The sequence below is a fragment of the Domibacillus iocasae genome (assembly GCF_001750285.1).
Taxonomy (GTDB): domain Bacteria; phylum Bacillota; class Bacilli; order Bacillales; family Domibacillaceae; genus Domibacillus; species Domibacillus iocasae.
In genome coordinates this window covers 223,593-245,008 of the sequence record NZ_MAMP01000024.1, presented here as the reverse complement: position 1 = coordinate 245,008, position 21,416 = coordinate 223,593, and the positions used below count along the sequence as shown (strand labels likewise).

23 protein-coding genes are annotated in these 21,416 nt (G+C 42.4%); 16 read left to right on the top strand and 7 right to left on the bottom strand.

What is annotated here, in order from left to right; genetic code table 11:
- Window positions 1-3: 3 nt before the first annotated feature.
- From BA724_RS15230 to BA724_RS15215, 4 genes are all read left to right on the top strand, one after another.
- Complete coding sequence (locus BA724_RS15230; RefSeq protein WP_069939524.1) at window positions 4-981, top strand: alpha-ketoacid dehydrogenase subunit beta; 978 nt, start codon at window positions 4-6, stop codon at window positions 979-981.
- Between the two features lie 70 nt (window positions 982-1,051).
- The gene (locus tag BA724_RS15225) at window positions 1,052-2,413 is read left to right on the top strand and encodes a dihydrolipoamide acetyltransferase family protein (protein WP_069939523.1); all 1,362 of its coding nucleotides are present in this window, start codon (window positions 1,052-1,054) and stop codon (window positions 2,411-2,413) included.
- A 3-nt stretch (window positions 2,414-2,416) separates the two neighbouring features.
- Complete coding sequence (gene lpdA, locus BA724_RS15220; protein WP_069939522.1) at window positions 2,417-3,826, top strand: dihydrolipoyl dehydrogenase; 1,410 nt, start codon at window positions 2,417-2,419, stop codon at window positions 3,824-3,826.
- A gap of 173 nt (window positions 3,827-3,999) precedes the next feature.
- The gene (locus BA724_RS15215) at window positions 4,000-4,116 is read left to right on the top strand and encodes a GapA-binding peptide SR1P (protein ID WP_069939521.1); all 117 of its coding nucleotides are present in this window, start codon (window positions 4,000-4,002) and stop codon (window positions 4,114-4,116) included.
- 49 nt (window positions 4,117-4,165) lie between these two features.
- Here the strand turns inward: BA724_RS15215 and BA724_RS15210 are convergent, their stop codons facing one another.
- Window positions 4,166-5,635 carry an aminotransferase class I/II-fold pyridoxal phosphate-dependent enzyme gene (locus BA724_RS15210; protein ID WP_069939801.1) on the bottom strand — a complete coding sequence of 490 codons (1,470 nt, stop codon included), beginning with the start codon at window positions 5,633-5,635 and terminating at the stop codon, window positions 4,166-4,168.
- Between the two features lie 139 nt (window positions 5,636-5,774).
- Here BA724_RS15210 and BA724_RS15205 point away from each other — a divergent pair, with 139 nt between their 5' ends.
- Entirely contained in the window at window positions 5,775-6,044 is a 270-nt protein-coding gene (locus tag BA724_RS15205; protein ID WP_069939520.1) for a UPF0223 family protein, read from the top strand.
- 37 nt (window positions 6,045-6,081) lie between these two features.
- On the opposite strand, the gene BA724_RS15200 is transcribed toward BA724_RS15205, so the two are convergent.
- The gene (locus BA724_RS15200) at window positions 6,082-6,699 is read right to left on the bottom strand and encodes a YktB family protein (RefSeq protein WP_069939519.1); all 618 of its coding nucleotides are present in this window, start codon (window positions 6,697-6,699) and stop codon (window positions 6,082-6,084) included.
- 144 nt (window positions 6,700-6,843) lie between these two features.
- On the opposite strand from BA724_RS15200, the gene BA724_RS15195 reads away from it, so the two are divergent.
- Window positions 6,844-7,632 (top strand): inositol monophosphatase family protein, encoded by a 789-nt coding sequence (locus BA724_RS15195; RefSeq protein ID WP_069939518.1) that lies wholly within the window; start codon window positions 6,844-6,846, stop codon window positions 7,630-7,632.
- A 57-nt stretch (window positions 7,633-7,689) separates the two neighbouring features.
- Here the strand turns inward: BA724_RS15195 and BA724_RS15190 are convergent, their stop codons facing one another.
- A complete protein-coding gene (locus tag BA724_RS15190; protein ID WP_069939517.1) occupies window positions 7,690-7,875 on the bottom strand; it encodes a YlaF family protein in 186 nt (61 codons plus the stop codon).
- 157 nt (window positions 7,876-8,032) lie between these two features.
- Here BA724_RS15190 and typA point away from each other — a divergent pair, with 157 nt between their 5' ends.
- Window positions 8,033-9,859 carry a translational GTPase TypA gene (typA, locus tag BA724_RS15185; protein WP_069939516.1) on the top strand — a complete coding sequence of 609 codons (1,827 nt, stop codon included), beginning with the start codon at window positions 8,033-8,035 and terminating at the stop codon, window positions 9,857-9,859.
- 24 nt (window positions 9,860-9,883) lie between these two features.
- The gene (locus BA724_RS15180; RefSeq protein WP_046179686.1) at window positions 9,884-10,198 is read left to right on the top strand and encodes a YlaH-like family protein; all 315 of its coding nucleotides are present in this window, start codon (window positions 9,884-9,886) and stop codon (window positions 10,196-10,198) included.
- Between the two features lie 14 nt (window positions 10,199-10,212).
- On the opposite strand, the gene BA724_RS15175 is transcribed toward BA724_RS15180, so the two are convergent.
- Both BA724_RS15175 and BA724_RS15170 read right to left on the bottom strand, forming a co-directional pair.
- The gene (locus BA724_RS15175) at window positions 10,213-10,638 is read right to left on the bottom strand and encodes a hypothetical protein (RefSeq protein WP_069939515.1); all 426 of its coding nucleotides are present in this window, start codon (window positions 10,636-10,638) and stop codon (window positions 10,213-10,215) included.
- Window positions 10,629-10,829 (bottom strand): YlaI family protein, encoded by a 201-nt coding sequence (locus BA724_RS15170; protein WP_069939514.1) that lies wholly within the window; start codon window positions 10,827-10,829, stop codon window positions 10,629-10,631. Before BA724_RS15170 ends, BA724_RS15175 begins: the two co-directional genes overlap by 10 nt.
- A gap of 108 nt (window positions 10,830-10,937) precedes the next feature.
- Between BA724_RS15170 and BA724_RS15165 the strand changes: the two genes are divergently transcribed.
- Genes BA724_RS15165 through BA724_RS15155 form a run of 3 tightly spaced genes read left to right on the top strand, consistent with a single transcriptional unit; the run spans window position 10,938 to window position 12,327 of the window.
- Window positions 10,938-11,399: a pyridoxamine 5'-phosphate oxidase family protein gene (locus BA724_RS15165; RefSeq protein WP_069939513.1), complete on the top strand. Its 462-nt coding sequence runs from the start codon at window positions 10,938-10,940 to the stop codon at window positions 11,397-11,399.
- A 36-nt stretch (window positions 11,400-11,435) separates the two neighbouring features.
- Window positions 11,436-12,011, top strand: coding sequence for an HD-GYP domain-containing protein (locus tag BA724_RS15160; RefSeq protein WP_069939512.1), 576 nt, complete (start codon window positions 11,436-11,438; stop codon window positions 12,009-12,011).
- Between the two features lie 19 nt (window positions 12,012-12,030).
- Window positions 12,031-12,327 carry a hypothetical protein gene (locus tag BA724_RS15155; RefSeq protein WP_069939511.1) on the top strand — a complete coding sequence of 99 codons (297 nt, stop codon included), beginning with the start codon at window positions 12,031-12,033 and terminating at the stop codon, window positions 12,325-12,327.
- A 28-nt stretch (window positions 12,328-12,355) separates the two neighbouring features.
- Here BA724_RS15155 and BA724_RS15150 read toward each other — a convergent pair whose 3' ends face one another.
- Window positions 12,356-12,856 (bottom strand): hypothetical protein, encoded by a 501-nt coding sequence (locus tag BA724_RS15150; protein WP_069939510.1) that lies wholly within the window; start codon window positions 12,854-12,856, stop codon window positions 12,356-12,358.
- Between the two features lie 161 nt (window positions 12,857-13,017).
- Between BA724_RS15150 and BA724_RS15145 the strand changes: the two genes are divergently transcribed.
- The 3 genes from BA724_RS15145 to pyc all read left to right on the top strand — a co-directional run bounded on the left by BA724_RS15145 (window position 13,018) and on the right by pyc (window position 18,043).
- Window positions 13,018-13,299 (top strand): Fpa/YlaN family protein, encoded by a 282-nt coding sequence (locus tag BA724_RS15145; RefSeq protein ID WP_069939509.1) that lies wholly within the window; start codon window positions 13,018-13,020, stop codon window positions 13,297-13,299.
- Window positions 13,300-13,385: 86 nt separating this feature from the next.
- Window positions 13,386-14,537 carry an FtsW/RodA/SpoVE family cell cycle protein gene (locus BA724_RS15140; RefSeq protein WP_069939508.1) on the top strand — a complete coding sequence of 384 codons (1,152 nt, stop codon included), beginning with the start codon at window positions 13,386-13,388 and terminating at the stop codon, window positions 14,535-14,537.
- Between the two features lie 68 nt (window positions 14,538-14,605).
- Window positions 14,606-18,043: a pyruvate carboxylase gene (gene pyc / locus BA724_RS15135; RefSeq protein ID WP_211272238.1), complete on the top strand. Its 3,438-nt coding sequence runs from the start codon at window positions 14,606-14,608 to the stop codon at window positions 18,041-18,043.
- Between the two features lie 42 nt (window positions 18,044-18,085).
- Here pyc and BA724_RS15130 read toward each other — a convergent pair whose 3' ends face one another.
- Complete coding sequence (locus BA724_RS15130) at window positions 18,086-18,994, bottom strand: COX15/CtaA family protein (protein ID WP_083256255.1); 909 nt, start codon at window positions 18,992-18,994, stop codon at window positions 18,086-18,088.
- A gap of 327 nt (window positions 18,995-19,321) precedes the next feature.
- Between BA724_RS15130 and cyoE the strand changes: the two genes are divergently transcribed.
- Window positions 19,322-20,209: a heme o synthase gene (cyoE, locus tag BA724_RS15125; RefSeq protein ID WP_069939799.1), complete on the top strand. Its 888-nt coding sequence runs from the start codon at window positions 19,322-19,324 to the stop codon at window positions 20,207-20,209.
- A gap of 87 nt (window positions 20,210-20,296) precedes the next feature.
- Window positions 20,297-21,385: a cytochrome c oxidase subunit II gene (gene coxB, locus BA724_RS15120; protein WP_069939506.1), complete on the top strand. Its 1,089-nt coding sequence runs from the start codon at window positions 20,297-20,299 to the stop codon at window positions 21,383-21,385.
- The last annotated feature ends 31 nt before the right edge of the window (window positions 21,386-21,416 follow it).

Sequence of the window (21,416 nt, the reverse complement as noted above, 5' to 3'; positions counted from 1 at the left end):
GCCATGGCACAAATGACAATGATTCAAGCGATTACGGATGCTTTGCGCGTGGAGCTTAAAAACGACGAAAACGTCCTTGTCTTTGGTGAAGATGTCGGCGTTAACGGCGGGGTGTTCCGTGCGACAGAAGGCCTTCAAAAAGAATTTGGAGAAGAGCGCGTATTTGATACGCCGCTTGCGGAATCTGGCATCGGCGGTCTTGCTGTCGGTCTTGCACTTGAAGGGTTCCGTCCGGTACCGGAAATTCAATTCTTTGGTTTTGTTTTCGAAGTCATGGATTCTATCAGTGGGCAGCTTGCGCGTATGCGTTACCGCTCAGGCGGCGTTTACTCAGCGCCTGTAACAATCCGTTCGCCATTCGGCGGCGGCGTTCACACGCCCGAGCTTCATGCGGACAGCTTAGAAGGCTTAATGGCACAGCAGCCTGGCTTGAAAGTCGTTATTCCTTCCACTCCTTATGAAGCAAAAGGATTATTGATTTCTGCCATTCGCGATAACGATCCGGTTATTTTCCTTGAGCACATGAAATTGTACCGCTCGTTCCGTGAAGAAGTGCCGGAAGAAGAATATACAATCCCACTTGGCAAAGCAGCAGTGAAACGTGAAGGAACAGATCTTTCCATCATTACGTACGGCGCAATGGTTCATGAATCACTAAAAGCGGCGGAAGCTCTTGAAAAAGAAGGACACTCTGTCGAAGTAATTGATCTTCGTACAATCCAGCCGCTTGATATTGAAACAATTATCGCTTCTGTCGAAAAAACAGGACGTGCTATTGTTGTTCAGGAAGCGCAAAAACAAGCCGGAATTGCAGCGAATGTCGTAGCGGAAATTAATGACCGCGCGATCTTGAGCTTAGAAGCCCCAGTACTTCGTGTAGCAGCACCGGATACGGTATTCCCATTCTCACAAGCAGAGGGTGTATGGCTTCCAAACCATAAAGATATCGTGGAAACAGCGAAAAAAGTTCTTGAATTTTAATTGTAAATAATTGTTGAAAAGGAGGCCTGGCCTCCTTTTCAAAATTTAACTATACAGGAGGCTGAATGCATTGGCATTTGAATTTAAATTACCGGATATCGGTGAAGGTATTCATGAAGGTGAAATCGTCAAGTGGTTTGTAAAGCCAGGTGACAAAGTTGGAGAAGATGACGTACTTTGCGAAGTGCAAAATGACAAAGCGGTCGTTGAAATTCCATCGCCAGTTGCAGGTACAGTAGAAGATATCCTTGTTGACGAAGGCGCAACTGCAATCGTAGGAGACACTCTAATCAAATTTGACGCACCAGGCTATGAAGACTTGAAATTTAAAGGCGATCATGGTGACGAAGAAGGCGAAGCGAAAACAGAAGAGCAAGTTCAATCAACCGCTGAAGCAGGACAGGAAATGGACAAAGCACCTGTAAAAGCAACAAAAGAAGATGCTCCGGCAGCTTCGACGGGTGCAGGAAGCCAGCCACAGGCAGATGTAGATCCGAACCGCCGTATTATTGCGATGCCATCTGTGCGTAAATATGCTCGTGAAAAAGATGTAAATATTTCTCTTGTTGCCGGAAGTGGCAAAAACGGTCGTATTGTAAAAGAAGACATTGATTCATTCTTGAGCGGCGGTGCACAATCTGCAGCTCCTGCACAAGAGGTAGAACAAACACAACAAGAAGCACCGGCAGCAAAAGAAGAATCAAAACCAGCAGCGATTCCAGAAGGCGAATTCCCAGAAACTCGTGAAAAAATGAGTGGTATTCGCAAAGCGATTGCGAAAGCAATGGTGAATTCTAAACATACTGCACCGCACGTTACGCTTATGGATGAAGTCGAAGTAACAAAGCTTTGGGCACATCGCAAAAAGTTCAAAGATATTGCAGCGGAAAAAGGCGTCAAGCTAACGTTCCTTCCTTATGTTGTAAAAGCTCTTACAAGTGCGCTTAAAGAATACCCAGCGTTCAACACATCGATTGATGATGCAACGAATGAAATTGTTCACAAACATTACTACAACATTGGAATTGCTGCTGATACAGAAAAAGGCTTGATGGTTCCGGTTGTGAAAAATGCTGATCGCAAATCGATGTTCACGATTTCAAATGAAATTAATGAGCTTGCTGTAAAAGCGCGTGACGGTAAATTGGCTCCGGCTGAAATGAAAGGTGCGTCTTGCACAATTACAAACATCGGTTCCGCTGGTGGCCAGTGGTTTACTCCAGTTATTAACCATCCTGAAGTAGCTATTTTAGGTATCGGACGCATTTCTGAGAAAGCGATTGTAAAAAATGGTGAAATTGTAGCCGCACCTGTGTTAGCATTATCATTGAGCTTTGATCATCGTATGATTGATGGAGCGACAGCACAAAATGCGTTGAATCACATTAAGCGGTTGTTAAACGACCCAGAACTTTTACTAATGGAGGCGTAAGAAATGGTAGTAGGAGATTTCCCGATTGAAACAGACACTATAGTGATTGGTTCAGGCCCTGGGGGTTACGTCGCTGCGATCCGTGCAGCACAGCTTGGACAAAAAGTGACCATCGTTGAAAAAGAAAATCTTGGAGGCGTCTGCTTAAATGTAGGCTGTATCCCTTCGAAATCCCTTTTAACAGCAGGCCACCGTTACGAGCAAGCGAAGCATTCTGATGATATCGGCATTATCGCTGAAAAAGTCTCAGTAAACTTCGAAAAGGTACAAGAGTGGAAAGGCGGCGTCGTGAAAAAATTAACAGGCGGCGTTGAAGGACTGCTTAAAGGAAATAAAGTCGAAATCGTTCGTGGGGAAGCATATTTCAACGATGCAAACACATTGCGTGTAATGGGTGAAGATTCTGCTCAAACATATACATTTAAAAACGCAATTATTGCAACAGGTTCACGCCCAATTGAAATTCCGAATTTCAAATTTTCAACTCGCGTTATTGATTCAACAGGCGCATTAGCTCTAAAAGAAATTCCAAAGAAACTAGTTGTAGTAGGCGGCGGTTATATCGGGTCTGAACTATCTACAGCCTTTGCAAACTTCGGAACAGAAGTAACGATCCTTGAAGGTGCTCCTGAAATTCTTGGCGGTTTTGAAAAACAAATGTCGGCACTTGTAAAACGCGGCATGAAGAAAAAAGGCATTACAATTGTAACAAAAGCAATGGCTAAATCAGCTGAAGAAACAGAAAAAGGTGTAAAAGTAACATACGAAGCTGCTGGAAAAGAAGAAACTGTTGAAGCAGATTACGTACTGGTTACAGTAGGCCGTCGTCCAAACACAGACGAAATGGGCCTTGAAGGTGCCGGTGTAAAAATGTCAGACCGTGGCATTATCGAAATCGATAAGCAATGCCGTACAAGCGTCGAAAACATTTATGCGATTGGCGATATCGTTTCGGGACCGCCATTGGCCCATAAAGCTTCTTATGAAGGCAAAATTGCGGCTGAAGCGATTAGCGGCGAAAAGTCTGAAGTCGATTACATTGCGATTCCAGCAGTTTGCTTTACAGAGCCTGAGCTGGCAACTGTCGGCTATACAGAGTCACAGGCAAAAGAAGAAAAAATCGAAGTCGTATCGGCAAAATTCCCATTTGCAGCAAATGGACGTGCCCTTGCGCTCAATAGCACAGACGGCTTTGTGAAAGTTGTATCTCGTAAAGAAGACGGCCTGATTATCGGCGCGCAAATCGCTGGTTCAGGTGCTTCAGATATGATAGCAGAGCTGGGTCTTGCGATTGAAGCAGGCATGACGCTGGAGGATATTGCGATGACAATTCACGCTCATCCAACGCTTGCTGAAATGACGATGGAAGCTGCGGAAGTTGCTCTGGGCACACCAATTCACATCGTAAAATAAAAGAACTGATTAAACAGAACCCCTGGTTTCCTTATTATAGGAAACCGGGGGTTTTTTGTCCCATTTTTAAATATGTTATACAATTAAGGCTTGCAATTATCAATGTGTTATATTATTATAAGTTTACAGATCATAAATCGCTTTCAAAAAAACAAAACAGGAGGTTATGAAACATGGGAACAATCGTCTGCAAGTCTTGCCAATCAACAATCGAGCACTTTGAAGAAGAAAAGGTGACAGTTTTATACTCTCACTGTGGCTGCGATCACGATATAGAAATTGATGACTAACCTCTATAAAAAAAGGGCTGCTCCGAAAACGGGGCAGCCTTTTTTATTTTTAATAAATTGGTTTGCGCTCTTTAATGACACGCAATGTTTTTAATTCTTCATCTTCCGGTCCTTGAACAGGCAGGCCGGCGGCTACATTTTCTTTTACATAACGCAAATTTTCTTCTGTAATAATTTCCCCTGGGATAAAAATAGGAATCCCTGGCGGATACACCATCATAAATTCCGCCATAATTCTGCCCGCTGATTCATCGATCGGGACCGTTTCTGTCTCAGCATAAAATGCCTCGCGCGGTGACAAAGCAAGCAGCGGAATATCCGGCAGCATAACATGAGCATATTTGGATTGGACAGTGCCATTAAAAGCGGCTGCCATTTCGGCCAATGCCTTCACGAGCAGATCACAATTTTCTTTTGAATCTCCGGGTGTAATGATACAAAGAATGTTATATAAATCGCTAAGTTCAACTTCAATATTATGCTGGTCACGCAGCCATTTTTCCGCATCATGTCCTGTCATGCCAAGGTTTTTAACAGAAATAATCAGTTTGGTCGGATCGTAATCATAAGTAGCTTTTGAACCCAAAATTTCTGAGCCTGCACAATACAGGTGATTGATTTTATTGATTTTGCTGCGGGTTTCTTGCGCAAGCTTAATCGTTTCCTCAATAATTTGATGGCCATTAATCGCAAGGTGCCTGCGGGCTGTATCAAGTGAAGCAAGCAGTATATAAGACGTAGATGTCGTCGTCAGCATACTTAAAATCGATTGTACCCGGTTAACCGATACAAGGCCGTTGCGAACATTTAAAATGGAACTCTGGGTCATAGAACCACCCAATTTGTGCACGCTTGTTGCTGCCATGTCTGCACCAGCCTGCATGGCGGATACCGGCAGGCCATCATGAAAATGAATATGCACACCATGTGCTTCATCAACAAGTACGGGAACGTTAAAAGAGTGGGCTGTATCGACAATCTGCTTCAAGTCGCCAGCAATGCCGAAATAAGTCGGGTTAATAACAAGTACACCTTTTGCATCTGGATGCGCTGTAAGCGCCCGTTTTACAGACTCTGTGGTCATTCCATGCGAGATGCCAAGGTCTTTATCGATTTCAGGATGAATAAAGATCGGAACGGCTCCTGAAAAGACAATCGCTGTCATAATAGATTTATGAACATTTCTCGGTACAATAATTTTTTCACCGGGACCGCATACAGCCATAATCATCGTCATGATCGCGCCACTTGTTCCTTGAACAGAAAAGAATGTATGATCAGCGCCAAATGCTTCGGCAGCCAGCTGCTGGGCTTCTTTTATAATGCCGTGCGGCTGATGCAAATCATCGAGCGGCGCAATGTTAATTAAATCGATGGAGAGTGCATTTTCTCCAATGAATTCTCTGAATACCGGATCCATTCCATTTCCTTTTTTATGGCCGGGAATATGAAACTGGACCGGGTTCTGTTTGGCGTGGCGAAGAAGCCCGTCAAATAATGGAGTTTCGTGTTGTGACAACGCCATTTCCACCTCTTTTCTAATCATTCGCTAAAGCAAAAAAATTATAGCATTTTGCTCCGATATTGCATAGGAATTTTTCTTATTTAACAAGGAGTTGAACAGGGGAGAATAGAATAGGTAAAGTGAGGTGAGAATAATGGAATATTCCTATCCCTTTTCAACAGACTGGTCAACAGAAGAAGTAATTGACGTCGTTGCTTTCTTTGAAGCAATTGAACAGGCGTATGAAAAAGGAATTGTAAAAGAAGTACTAATGGAACGCTATAAGCGCTTCAAACAAATTGTGCCGGGAAAAGCAGATGAAAAGCGCATTTGTGATGAATTTGAAGAAGTAAGCGGCTATTCGTCTTACCGAGCTGTTCAAAAAATGAAACAGGCGCCTGAGCAAACAAAAATACGCATGTGAAAACAGCCCGTTCCCGGAAAAGGGGGACGGGCTGTTTTCATTGATAAGCAAGCTTATAGACAGGGATAAGTGTTTTGAATGTTTCTTTAACGATTGCATAAAAAGCGTCGCCATCCTCTAAAATAGGATCCTCAGAAGAAATGTGAAGGCCGATTAGAAATTCTGCTTTTTTCACATCGCGAAACCGTTGAAGAGACTGTTCAAGGTCTAAGTCTGCCCAAGTTTGTGCATCTTTTTTCAAATGGTCAAGTGATACCACATACTCGGGAGGAACGATTTTTTTAAGTGTTTTTTGATTTTTCAAAAACGTTTCAGCGATTGTTTGTTTACCAGGCAGTTCATAAATAAAAGCCAGCCAAATAAACACATGGTCATCAAATAAGCCAACTTGAAAATGAGGGTGCTGCTTATAACCGCGTTTATTATTTGCGATCGCCAGCCACGTATCATTTGGAGGGTTTACTTTGCGGCGTGCATGGCGTGCAATATGTAAAAACATTTCCTCACCAAGCAGTGCTGATAAATCATCCGTCAATTCGCCGCCCAGTTGTTTGAATTTAGGCTGGATGCGATCTTGAATCGCCGCCATTCGTTCATCCAGTCCAGTTAATTGAAATGTGCTGAAATCTTTTTTCGTAAATCCGGTAAATGTCATTATCTAGTATTCCCTTCCTGCGAATCATTTCTTTTTTATAATTATTATTATAACATATCATAAAGCTTTGGAAAAACTTGATAACCCTTTTTATTTCGTGTAATGTGAAAGAAAATGGACTGGAAGCGGGACGGGGGCTGAAGGATGACGAATTGGACGAAAATAGATGAAACAGTAAAAAAGTGGATTCAGGAAGCTGGGACGAACATACGGGCATCTTTTACGCGTTTGCTCAGTATACAGGCAAAATCAAATCCAAATGATTTAGTCACAAACGTCGATCAGGAAACAGAGCGCTTTTTTATTGAGCAAATCCGTACTGAATTCCCGGGTCATCGTATTTTAGGCGAAGAAGGGCAGGGAGACGATGTGCAGTCTCTTGAGGGCATCATCTGGATTATTGATCCTATTGACGGCACGATGAATTTTGTACATCAACAGCGCAACTTTGCGATCTCTATCGGTATTTATGAAGACGGTGTCGGCCAGCTTGGCTACATATATGATATTGTTCATGATGAACTTTATCATGCGCAAAAAGGGCAGGGTGCCTGGATGAACGATGTGCCGCTTGAAAAGCTGGAAAAAGTTCCAGTAGAAACAGCCATTATTGGCATCAGTTCCACATGGCTTGTGAATAACCGCCATTTTGATCAAACCAAACTCGTTCAGCTGGCAAAAGATGTACGGGGAACCAGGTCATACGGTTCAGCGGCGCTTGAACTCGCGTATGTAGCATCCGGACGGCTCAGTGCCTATATTACAATGAGGAATGCACCTTGGGATTTTGCGGGCGGAAAAATGATTGTCGAGGAAGCAGGAGGCATCGTCAGCACGGTTAGCGGGGAAGGCCTTAACATGCTCTCGGTCAATCCGGTTTTTGCAGCTGCACCGGGTCTTCATGAAGACATCTTAAAAAAATATTTAACATAAAAAAAGAACTGCACCTTCAATTGTTGGACACAACTAACAATTGGAAGTGCAGTTTTTTTATAACTTGCCGGCGCGCCGCATTTTTGCTTTATACGAAAAACCGAATCCCATGACCGCCAGCAGCAAAATGATTGATAAAACAGCGCCCAAAATACTTTGTTCGCCTATGGCAATACCGATGCCAATCATGCATACGGCGGCTAAAACTGCAAACCCTAGAAAAGGCCATTGAATAGCAGGCAAAGTACAGTCCCCCTTTTTTTCTATTGTAGTACAACGTCAGCTTTTATTGCAATGTCCGCTTTTTTCAAATAGGCATCATGCAAAGTGTGTGATATAATAGTTCAGTTAATGGAAACCGCATAAGACGAAGTTTCTAGAAAAGGCAGGAGGAAATAGTTTGAAAATAAGAAATGATTTACGCAACATCGCGATTATCGCCCACGTTGACCATGGGAAAACGACACTCGTCGATCAGCTATTAAAGCAGTCAGGTATTTTTCGTTCAAACGAGCATGTGGAAGAACGCGCGATGGATTCGAACGACCTTGAACGCGAGCGCGGTATTACGATTCTTGCTAAAAATACTGCAATTCAATATAAAGACACAAAAATCAACATTCTAGATACACCAGGACATGCCGATTTCGGCGGTGAAGTAGAACGGATCATGAAAATGGTTGATGGTGTTCTTCTCGTTGTTGACGCTTATGAAGGCTGTATGCCGCAAACACGCTTCGTATTAAAAAAAGCGCTTGAGCAAAACTTGCGCCCAATTGTTGTAGTAAATAAAATTGACCGTGACTTTGCGCGCCCAACTGAAGTGGTAGATGAAGTGCTTGAATTGTTCATCGAGCTTGATGCCAACGATGATCAGCTTGAATTCCCGGTTATTTATGCTTCCGGCATGAATGGAACAGCTAGCACAGATGTGGAAAAACAAGATGACAACATGGAATCTCTTTATGAAGCAATCATTGAGCATATTCCAGCTCCAGTTGATAATAGCGATGAACCGCTTCAGTTCCAAGTAGCACTTCTTGACTACAACGATTATTTGGGACGGATCGGAATCGGACGTATTTTCCGCGGGGAAATGTCAGTTGGTCAATCTGTTGCGCTTATGAAGCTTGACGGCAAAGTAAAACAATTCCGGGTAACAAAAATGTTCGGTTTCCTCGGATTAAAACGAGTTGAAATCGAGACAGCAAAAGCCGGCGATCTTGTAGCCGTTTCCGGAATGGAAGACATTAACGTTGGGGAAACGGTCACGCCGATGGAGCATCAGGAAGCACTTCCTGTTCTTCGTATTGATGAACCGACACTTCAAATGAACTTCTTAGTGAACAACAGCCCGTTTGCAGGACGCGAAGGGAAATTTGTTACGTCAAGAAAGATTGAAGAACGTCTTCATGCGCAATTGGAAACAGACGTCAGCCTTCGCGTTGAAAATACTGCATCTCCGGATGAGTGGATTGTATCAGGACGCGGTGAGCTTCATTTATCTATCTTGATCGAAAATCTTCGCCGTGAAGGATTCGAATTGCAAGTATCGAAGCCGCAAGTTATCGTTCGGGAAATTGACGGTGTGAAATGCGAGCCGGTTGAACGTGTTCAAATTGATGTGCCGGAAGAATATACAGGATCAATTATTGAATCGATGGGCGAACGTAAAGGCGAAATGCTGGACATGGTCAACAATGGAAACGGACAAGTTCGGTTAATTTTCATGGTGCCTGCACGCGGATTAATTGGTTATACAACTGAATTTTTAACAATGACGCGCGGATATGGAATCATTAACCATACATTTGACAGCTACCAGCCTATGCAAAAAGGACGCATCGGCGGCCGCCGCCAAGGTGTTCTCGTTTCTCAGGAAACAGGAAAAGCTTCCACATACGGCATTATGGGTGTAGAAGACCGTGGGATTATTTTTGTTGAAGCAGGAACAGAAATTTACGCTGGAATGATTGTCGGCGAACATACACGTGACAATGACTTGACAGTTAATATTGCGAAAACGAAGCAGGCGACAAACGTTCGTTCCGCAAATAAAGACCAAACAGCAACCATGAAAAAACCGCGTATTATGTCGCTTGAAGAAGCGCTTGAGTACTTGAACGATGATGAATATTGCGAATTAACGCCGGAATCAATCCGTCTTCGCAAAAAAATTCTCGATAAAAATGAGCGCGAACGCGCAGCGAAAAAGAAACAAGTCTAAGTATAGAAAACTGGAGGGATGGATGTGGAAGGACTGGAGCACGTCAGTCCGCTTCTCGGTGCCATCATCGAAGCGTTCGGCGTTAAGGCAGCTGTCTACATTTATTGGGCAATTTTAATTGCCCTTTCCATTCTCGTTTACAATCTCGGGTTTGCGAAAAAGTTGAAAATGTGGCAGAATGTCATTATTTATTTTTCACTTGCGATCGGATCACTGCTTCTTTTAATTTTGTCGTACCAATTGCCGGTTGTGGAAAGCCTGCTTGTAGCGGCACTCGTGCTGGGTACATATAAATTCAGGCTGAAAAAGCACCAAAAAGAAGAAAATATATCTTCATAATTTAAGCGGGAGGCCTAGGCCTCCCGCTTAAATTTTTGTCCGCCTAAACCGAGTATAAGTGCATATAAAATATGTCCTGCTGCCCACCAGCCAAATGCCTGCAGGTCATTTATTTCCGGAACGGGCTTATGAGCAAGCGCAGATAAAGGAAAGTAGAGGAGAACAGCCGGAATGGTCAGTAAAGAAGCAGTTACATAAGGGCGTTTTATTTTCGGCAGTATGTTGAAAAATCCAGCTGCAATGAAAAAGGAGACGATCAAATGGAAAAAGAATTCGATCCATTCCGGCCACCTCACCTGATTGATGACCGGAATAAAATCAACATTCAGCAACAATGTATAAACTCCCTCGCCAGTAAATAACTGGACTCCTTTGAGAAAAAAACCGAGGACGAGTCCGGTTACAGAACCGGTTAGAAAAATAGGTTTTATTAAAGCCATTCTTTTTGTTTTCCGGATCGATAAACGAAAAATTGGCCTGTGTTGACTCGTTTTTCCGTTTTTTCCGTTATGCGCGCTCTACATTCGTCACACATATATGTATGAATGGGCCGGTTCCGCAATTTTTTTGCAGAAGGCAGATGATCCTCGATTGATTCGATTGTATCGCAGATTACGCATTTGACTCTCATGGTGGCACCTCCATTTTTGTATTTAGTATAACACGGCAGATGGGCTGTATATAGAAATGCAAATAAATTATCGGTATAATGAAGTAAAAATAAAAGGGAGCGGTAAAGTTGGCAAATCGAAACGAATCGTATTTAATACCGGATTTATTTGAGGCACTTCAAACAGAACGCCTGTCTTTTTTTTCAACAGTAGATGCAGAGACCGGAGCCCCTTTTATGAATGCAGTATCCTGGGTTTACGCTCCGAATGATCAAACCTTGCGGATTGCGGTGGACAGCCGTTCGAAAATCATTGATAATATTCAAAAAAACGCTCTTGTTTCCTTGGCGGTCTTTGCTTCGGAATCAACATATACGATTAGCGGTAACGCAAAAGTAGTATCTAATCGTTTGGATGATGTGCCATTAAAAGCATCTGTTATAGAAGTTAGCATAACAGAAGTCCGGGATGTTATGTTTTACGGATCGAAAATAGCAGTGGAGCCAGCTTATGAGAAAACATACGATTTGCAGGCAGCGGAGAAATTAGACCGGCAAATTCTGACTGCCCTTAAGCGGGACAAAATTTAATTATGTAATTTTCACCATACAAGGAGTTCGAACATATTGAGATTAGTCGCTGTGTCATCGATTCAAGAAAATGTCTTTCTTGCTGAAAATGTACTAAACAGCAGGGGGCAAGTATTATTGAGGTTCGGAGCCGAACTTACATTGCCTATACTGAAACGGCTGCAGTCGTTCGGTATTACATATGTATACATTGAGGACGCGCGTACGGATGACATTTACATTCGTCCTGTCTTAACAGAAGAAACACGAAGAGAAGCGATTTCTGTTATGTCTGAAGCCTTTAGCCAAGTGACAAATGATTTGTCAGCAGATTCAATGAAATTTGGTTTTTATAAAATGGAAAAGCAATTTACGGCGGTAGTCCGGGACATTGTTAATCAAATTAGAGAGCGGAAAGAAGCAGTTGATTTATTGACGCATCTGTATGCACATGATGATTATATTTTCACACATTCGTTAAACGTGACAATTTATACATTGGCACTTAGTATGAAGCTGAAAAATTTAACGGCAAAACAAACAGAAGAAATTGGTCTGGGCGCCATGCTGCACGATGTTGGCAAAATGCTGATTCCAGCGCCTATTTTGAAAAAACCATGCTGTTACATCTAACCGTATTTACCGCAAAGCGATGCTGCCGCATGAAGGAATAGAAATTTTATATTCGGGATCAGGAACTGACTTTGAAACGGCATATATTGAAATGTTCAGAAAAGCGATCGTCATGTATCCAACCGGCTTAGCAGTATGGCTGAATGATGGACGAAAAGGCGTCGTGTCCGAACAAAATGAGCATGTGAGCGATCGTCCCATTCTTCTCATTTTAGAGGAGGCAGGATACAATTTAGATGTGCCTTATAAAGTAAATATGGCAGCTGAAACAACACTCTTTATTATCGAAACAGACACGACATTATCTGGTACATAAAAAAACCTTCCGCCGCGGCGGAAGGCCTTTATTGAATATGAATGGCTGTTACATGTGTAATAGGGTTTTCGCGATTAGATCCGTCTTTTAATAAAATGTGAACAGGACCATCGTCGCGCAGAGGTTTTCCTTTTAGAGAAAATTGTATAACCAATGATTCAGCTTTTGTGAGTGGAAAGGAAAAAGTCCCGTTTTTCGTTTCAAACAAAATGTCAGAAGCGCTGTCCGCCGGGACGGCATTTTGCAAGAAGGGTAATAGAGGAATGCCGAATGTACTGGTCAGCACTTTCTCTTTTTCATATTTCTTTTCGGATTTAATTGTTGGCGGAAAAATAGCGCCTTCCCGAATTTCTTTTTCCCAGAATTTAGATGTGCTTTTTATGTATTCTGCCTCCTCGTCACGCAATGGCTGATCTGGCAAGGAAAAAAAGTCATCTAAATCTATGCGGCGGTCGTCAAAAATCCACACGCCGGGGTCAAGTGTAACAGGGAATGATACGTTCCCTTTAATTGGAATGATTTGTTCCATGGGTCAAAACTCCTTTGTATAAATGGCTATGTATAAAATAAGTATACCGTGAAAAATTCACATTGTCAGCGCACGTGTTAAAATTCCTTGCAAATTCATTGTATTAACGATAAAATCTTTTAATATACAGTGATTCCATTCTTGGAACAGGGGGAGAAACAATGGCATCTGAAACGAAAATAGATCATCGGGAAAAAGCCTACTCTCTGTTGCAGGCGGATGCGGAAAAAATTTTGCGTCTCATTAAAGTTCAAATGGACAACTTAACGATGCCGCAATGTCCTTTATACGAGGAAGTGCTTGACACGCAAATGTTCGGCTTATCCCGTGAAATAGATTTCGCTATACGTCTCGGACTGGTGGATGAAGCGGATGGCAAACAACTGATTGATTCTCTTGAACAGGAATTATCATCGTTGCATGAAGCATCCATCGACCGGTAAACAGACAGAAAACTCAAACAGCTGTTTGAGTTTTTTTAACTTAAATGAGTACCGCTTATCGGTAAGCGCATGAATGGAAGGTATTTATGTGGAAAAGAAAGTTAAAATCATATGATTATCCACTTGCGGCTGTGTTTTTAATTTTGTGCTTGTTTGGACTTATGATGATTTACAGCGCAAGCTCGGTTGTTGCGGTGCAGCGCTATGAACTTGAAAGCGGATTTTTTTATGATAAGCAGAAACTTCATATGATTGCCGCTTTTTTCGCCTTTGGAATTGTTTCGATATTTCCATATAAACGATATAAAGCGAACCGTTTTTTGTTTGTGATTACAGCAGGCATGTTTTTTACGTTATTCCTGCTTTTTTTATTCGGCAGCGTTTCTAACAATGCGCAAAGCTGGTTTCAAGTTGGTGCACGTTCGATTCAGCCTTCCGAATTTTCAAAGCTTGTCATTATTATTTATATGGCGGCTGTTTTTTCTAAAAAACAAAAAAATATTAATTCATTAAATAACAGTATTGCGCCGCCGGTCATTGTTTTATTTGCGGTTTGTTTTTTAGTCGCGCTCGAACCGGATTTCGGAACAGCATCAATCATTTTCGCGATCGGGTTGACAATCGTCTTATCATCCGGTATAAAAATGAAAAAGCTTGCAAAGTTTGCATTGCTCATTGGTATTTTTACCCTCTTCTTGTCACCTTTATTCATCTGGCAAAAAGATAACATTTTATCGGAAGAGCGAATGAGCCGATTAACGAGTTATTTAGATCCATTCAAGTATGAAGAAGATGAGGGCTATCACCTTGTGAATTCTTACCTCGCCATCGGTTCCGGCGGACTGACCGGTCGGGGGCTTGGCCAAAGTGTTCAGAAGCTAGGCTATTTGCCTGAACCACATACGGATTTTATTATGTCTGTAATCTCAGAGGAGCTTGGCTTATTTGGTGCGGCGCTTGTAATTGGAGGACTGTCATTTATCGTTCTTCATGGGCTCCGTATTGCTATAAGGTGTACCGATTCATTCGGTTCGATGCTGGCAGTCGGAATATCATCAATGATTGGCATTCAGGCATTTATAAATCTAGGTGGTGTATCAGGAGTAATTCCGATTACTGGTGTACCGCTTCCGTTTATCAGCTATGGGGGATCCTCATTATTGCTGCTTTCTATTTCGATGGGTATTTTAGCGAATGTTTCCATGCAGTCGAAATATGAAAAAAATTATAAATCATAAAAATAAAAAGGTTCAATCATTGAACCTTTTTATATATATTTTATCAACAGATCAGGGGAGAGATGAAGATGAAAAAAATCAGCAAAGTGCTGGTGGCGAACAGGGGAGAAATTGCCATCCGTGTATTTCGTGCCTGCACAGAATTACATATCCGGACAGTAGCTGTTTACTCGAAGGAAGATTCTGGGTCTTACCACCGTTATAAAGCAGATGAAGCATACCTTGTCGGAGAAGGCAAAAAACCAATCGATGCTTATTTAGACATCGAAGGTATCATCGAAATTGCCAAGCAGGCAGATGTTGATGCTATTCATCCAGGTTATGGTTTTTTATCTGAAAATATCGAATTCGCAAAACGTTGCGAAGAAGAAGGAATTATTTTTATCGGCCCTAAATCTGCCCATCTTGATATGTTCGGCGATAAAGTAAAAGCACGTACTCAGGCAATTAACGCAGATATTCCGGTTATCCCTGGTACAGACGGTCCGGTTAACAGCTTGGATGAAGTCATTGATTTCGGAAAAAAGCATGGCTTTCCAATTATTATTAAAGCTTCTTTAGGCGGAGGCGGACGCGGCATGCGGATCGTTCAAAACCTGGGTGAAGTACGTGAGTCATATGATCGTGCCAAGTCTGAAGCAAAAGCCGCTTTTGGCAATGACGAAGTATACGTTGAAAAGTTTGTTCAAAATCCAAAGCACATAGAAGTGCAAATTATTGGCGACCATGAAGGAAATGTTATTCATTTATATGAGCGTGACTGTTCTGTTCAGCGCCGTCATCAAAAAGTAGTAGAAGTGGCCCCGGCTGTTTCTATTTCCGAAGACTTACGCGATCGTATTTGCGAAGCAGCAGTCAAAATAATGAAGAATGTAGATTATTTAAATGCAGGTACTGTTGAATTTCTTACAGCCGGTGATGAATTTTACTTTATCGAAGTAAATCCGCGTGTTCAGGTTGAGCATACGATTACTGAACTTATTACAGGTATCGATATCGTGCAGACACAAATTTTAGTAGCAGAAGGCCATGGCTTACATAGTGATAAAGTGGGCATCCCGCAGCAAAAGGATATCCGCACAATGGGTTATGCCATTCAATCGCGTGTAACAACAGAAGATCCTGAAAACGGATTTATGCCGGATACAGGGCGGATTATGGCCTATCGTTCGGGCGGTGGTTATGGCGTTCGGCTAGACGCCGGAAACAGCTTTCAAGGCGCTGTTATTACGCCGTATTATGATTCGCTGCTCGTAAAAGTGTCTACCTTTGCAATGACATTTGAGCAAGCAGCTTCTAAAATGACACGAAACTTACAAGAGTTCCGTATCCGCGGTATTAAAACGAATATTCCATTCTTGGAAAACGTAATGAAGCATGAAGATTTTATTACAGGCAACTATAATACGTCGTTTATTGATACAACACCTGAGCTGTTTGTTTTCCCGAAAAAGAGAGACCGCGGCACAAAAATGCTTAACTATATTGGAACTGTAACGGTTAATGGCTTCCCTGGTGTTGAGCAAAAGAAAAAGCCAGTCTTTGATACACCACGGATTCCGAAAGTGAAGCTGTCTGAAAAACCGTCACCAGGCACAAAACAAATTTTGGATGAGCAGGGAGCAGACGCCCTTGTTAAGTGGGTAAAAAACCAAAAAGAAGTATTGTTGACTGATACAACGATGCGTGATGCGCACCAGTCACTTCTTGCTACACGCATCCGGACAACCGACTTAACACATATTGCACCGGCAACCGCACGTCTTCTTCCAGAGCTGTTCTCAATGGAAATGTGGGGCGGCGCCACGTTTGATGTTGCATACCGTTTCTTGAAAGAAGATCCGTGGAAGCGTCTTGAAACATTGCGCAATCAGGTGCCGAATGTCTTGTTCCAAATGCTTCTTCGTGCATCAAATGCAGTCGGCTACAAAAATTACCCGGATAATGTTATTCAGGAATTTGTGAAACAGTCAGCCGAATCCGGCATCGATGTGTTCCGTATTTTCGACAGCTTAAACTGGGTGAAAGGCATGGAAGTGGCTATTGACGCTGTGCGCCAGTCCGGCAAAATTGCCGAAGCGGCGATTTGCTATACAGGGGATATTGATGATCCATCTCGTGCTAAATACAGCGTAGAGTATTATAAAAAGATGGCCAAAGAATTGGAAGCGCAAGGTGCTCATATTCTTGCCATTAAAGATATGGCAGGCCTCTTGAAGCCTCAGGCAGCATACCGTCTTATTTCTGAATTAAAAGAATCAATTGAGATTCCTGTGCATTTGCACACGCATGATACGAGCGGCAATGGTATCTTCATGTACACGAAAGCAATTGAAGCAGGTGTAGATATCGTGGATACAGCACTTAGCACAATGGCGGGTCTTACATCGCAGCCAAGTGCCAACACGCTTCGTTATGCCTTAGAAGGAACAGACCGCGCTCCATCAGTCAGCATTGATGCACTTGAAAAAGTGTCTTATTACTGGGAAGATGTTCGTAAATTTTATGCACCGTTTGAAAGCGGGATGCTTGCACCTCATACGGAAATCTACGAGCATGAAATGCCGGGCGGGCAATATTCAAATCTTCAGCAGCAGGCAAAAGGTGTCGGCCTTGGCGATCGCTGGGATGAAGTAAAAGACATGTACCGCCGTGTAAATTTAATGTTTGGTGATATTGTCAAAGTAACGCCATCTTCAAAAGTAGTCGGCGACATGGCACTGTTTATGGTTCAAAATGATTTAACAGAAGAAGAAGTATTGCTTCGCGGCAATAACATTGACTTCCCGGATTCTGTTATTGAATTGTTTGAAGGATATTTGGGCCAGCCGGTCGGTGGATTCCCAGAAGAATTGCAAAAGGTTATTTTAAAAGGAAAATCACCGATTACCGTTCGTCCGGGTGAGCTGCTCGAAGATGTTGATTTTAATGCGCTTCGTAAAGAACTTGAGCAGGAGATTGGTGAAGAACCGACCGAGCAGGATGTAATCGCGTATGCCCTCTATCCGAAAGTGTTTACTGACTATGCAAAAGTAAAAGCACAGTATGGAGACATTTCTGTTCTCGACACACCAACATTCTTATATGGCATGCGCCTTGGTGAAGAAAAAGAAATTGAAATTGAAACAGGTAAAACACTTATCGTAAAGCTGGTCTCGATTGGCCATCCACAGGCAGACGGTACACGCATTTTGAGCTTTGAGCTAAACGGCCAGCCACGCGATGTTGTGATTAAAGATGAAAGTGTTAAATCTGCGGTAAATGCAAAATTGAAAGCCGATCCGAAAAACGAAGGCCATATCGCAGCAACAATGCCAGGAACCGTTATTAAAGTAATTCTTGAAAAAGGGGACAAAGTAAAACGCGGTGATCATTTAATGATTACAGAAGCAATGAAAATGGAAACAACCGTTCAAGCGCCGTTTGATGGCACTGTAAAAGCGGTTCACGTTCAAAATGGTGAAGCAATTGCAACAGGCGATTTGCTTGTAGAACTTGAAAAATAAACAAAATAAAAGCACTGTCTCAGTTAAGAGGCAGTGCTTTTATTATTTAAGCGTATTTATTTTGCTGCGGGAGATCAGTAAGATAAAGTAACATAACAGGCCAAATAAGCAGGAAATAAAAAGAGCGTGGGCCAGTGCAACATATAAGTTTAAATTAGTCCAAATAATGAAGGCACCAGCAATTACCTGTAATAGTACAAGTGTAAACGCAACAATCCATCCATAATATAAAACGCGCTGATGCTTATAATGCTTGATAGCAAGATATGTAATGTAAGCAATCCAAATGAAAATAAGACCCGCAGCTGCCCGGTGGCTCATTTGAATCCATTGATACAAATTGGATGGAAAAAACTCATTGTTTCCACACATCGGCCATGAATTACATACCATACTTGATTTTGTATGACGAACAAGCGCACCTGTGTAGACAACGATGTAGCTATATAGCGTAACCCCAATTGTATGCCATTTCATCCGGTGGTCAATCACAATCGAAGATGCATCAAAACGCTGATCGACTTCAAAAATAAGCAGTGTCAGTAATAGTACCGCAGAAAAAGAAATAAGAGAAATACCAAAATGAAGAGCTAAGATAAAGTCATTTTGTCCCCAAAGAACAGCTGCCGCACCAATTAATGCCTGGGCAAGCAAAAAGAAAAATGCCAGCACCGCAAGAAATTTTGTTTCCCGCTTGTGACCGATAAAACGCCAAGAGGCAATGGACAGTGCAAGTACAAGAAGTCCGGCTGCACCCGAAACAGCGCGATGGGAAAGTTCAATAATGGTTTCTATTTTAATATCTTCAGGAATGATTTGCCCGTGGCAAAGCGGCCATTCATTTCCGCAGCCAAGACCAGAATCTGTTTTTGTTACGAGCGCGCCGCCGATTAAGACGACAAGCATTACAAGTGTTGTCACAACACCAAGCCATTTAAGCCAACCATGCAAAATGTTCACCTTCTTCTTTCTATCTATATACGCGCCATTTGTACATGATCATACAGTCGCCGCATCGATTTCGCAATACCTTTCATAATTATCTTATAAAAAAGAACGTCTGGAAACAGAACGCTTTCACGAGTCACAAATTTGACAAAAATAGTTCATCATCCGTTCACATAAAAAAGAAAGGATGTGATTTAATATGGAAGAGAGCACCCATTGTTTTGAAATTTTTCGAATAATGTAGAAAAGCGCGGCTCTATCCTTTATAGTAAGAAAAGAAAGTATGTTTAAAGAAAGGGGGGAGAAAAGGTGTCGCGTGCCGCAACAACAATGGATAAAACGAATGTGCCAGAGACGACAGTGATGAAAGATTTTATGGCGCTGATTAAGATCGGCATCGTTAATTCCAATTTAATAACGGTATTTACAGGTATGTGGCTGGCCTTTATTTTAAATGATATCCCGTTTTTGTCCAACCTTGACACGATTGCTTTAACACTTGTTGGTTCCGCACTTATTATTGCGGGTTCAGCAAGTTTAAACAATTACATAGACCGGGACATTGACCCGCTAATGGAACGTACAAAAACAAGACCGACTGTTACAGGGAGAATCAGCTATTCAAAAGTATTAGTAATAGGACTTGCGCTTGTCATTGCTGGCTCAGCGCTTTTATTTATGACAACGCTCACAGCAGGCGTGATCGGTGTAATTGGTATTGTCAGTTATGTCGTGATTTATACGATGTGGTCAAAGCGCCGCCATGTAAGCAATACAATCGTCGGCAGTATTTCCGGTGCGGTACCGCCTCTTATTGGCTGGGCTGCAGTTGACCCGACACTTGATTTATTAGCCTGGATGCTGTTTTTAATCATGTTTATCTGGCAGCCGCCGCATTTTTATGCGCTGGCAATGAAGCGGGCAGATGAATACGGAAAAGCGGGAATTCCAATGCTTCCAACTGTGAAAGGGTTTGCTGTCACAAAACGACATATGTTCGTGTGGACACTTTTTCTTTTGCCATTGCCTTTTTTCATGACTGAACTGGGTATGGCGTTTATCATTTTAGCTACATTGCTAAATGCAGGCTGGATAGCACTTGCTGCAGGAGGATTTAAAGCGAAAGACGACTTGAAATGGGCTAAATATATGTTTATCTATTCATTACAGTATTTAACCATTATTTTCGTTGCGATGGTCATCGTGACCGTTATTTAAACAAAGGGAATTCTTTCTTTTGAAGAAATCCATATATATGCACTGTTTTAGTAGACATTTTATACGAAAGAGGGGTAGTAATACGCTATGAAACAGAAGCTAACAAAATGGCGTCTTTTTACAGTTTTCGGTCTGATGGCGCTTGTTCTGTCTGGCTGTGGCGAACCATTTCTTTCAACGTTGATTCCTGCCGGTGAAGCAGGACAGACTGCATACGACATTATGATGCTCAGCACGTGGATCATGGTCGGGGTTGTCATCGTTGTATCGATTTTGTTTGCTGTTGCTGTGATCAAGTTCCGCCGCAAAAAGGGCGACACAACCATTCCAAAACAGGTTGAAGGTAGTCATGTCTTGGAGATTCTCTGGACAACAATTCCGATTCTTTTGCTTATTATCCTTGCGATTCCGACTGTTATTGCCACATTCGACCTGGCTGATACAAAAGCAATGGATAAGAAAAATGAAGACGGCACAACAGACGCCATGGTTGTAAACGTGCGTGCCAGCCTTTACTGGTGGGAGTTTGAGTATCCGAATCAGAAGATTATTACAAGTCAGGACCTCGTGGTTCCAACAGATCAAAAAGTTTATTTTAACGTTAAAGCATCAGATGTTAAACATTCATTCTGGATTCCAGCCGCTGGTGGAAAGGTTGATAATAACGTAGAAAACGTCAATCAAATGTGGCTCGAGTTTGATAATGAAAAAGCGGCAGAAGCCGATAATCTATTCTACGGAAAATGTGCAGAGCTTTGCGGTCCTTCCCACGCACTAATGGACTTTAAAGTACGTGCTCTTCCACAGGATGAATTTGACCAGTGGGTTACAGCTATGCAGGCAGTAGACGCCGAGGCAGCAGAAGAAACTCCGACAGATCCAACTGCAGCAGCAGGTCAGGAAGTGTTTAACCAGAAATGCTTAAGCTGCCATGCTGTCACAACAGCGGATGCACGCCCTGAAGCAGCTCGTACAGCACCGAACCTAGCAAACTTTGGAGATCGGGAGCTTGTAGCTGGTATTTTGGAACATAATGAAGAAGAATTGAAAAACTGGATTGAAGATCCAGAGCAATACAAACCAGGCAATAAGATGACTGGTACATACGGGGAGTTGTCTGATCAAGAATTAGATCAGCTGGCTGCTTACTTAATGGGTCTTAAAGTAGAACAATAATTACGGAACTAGGGTAAAGGAGGTAAAACCG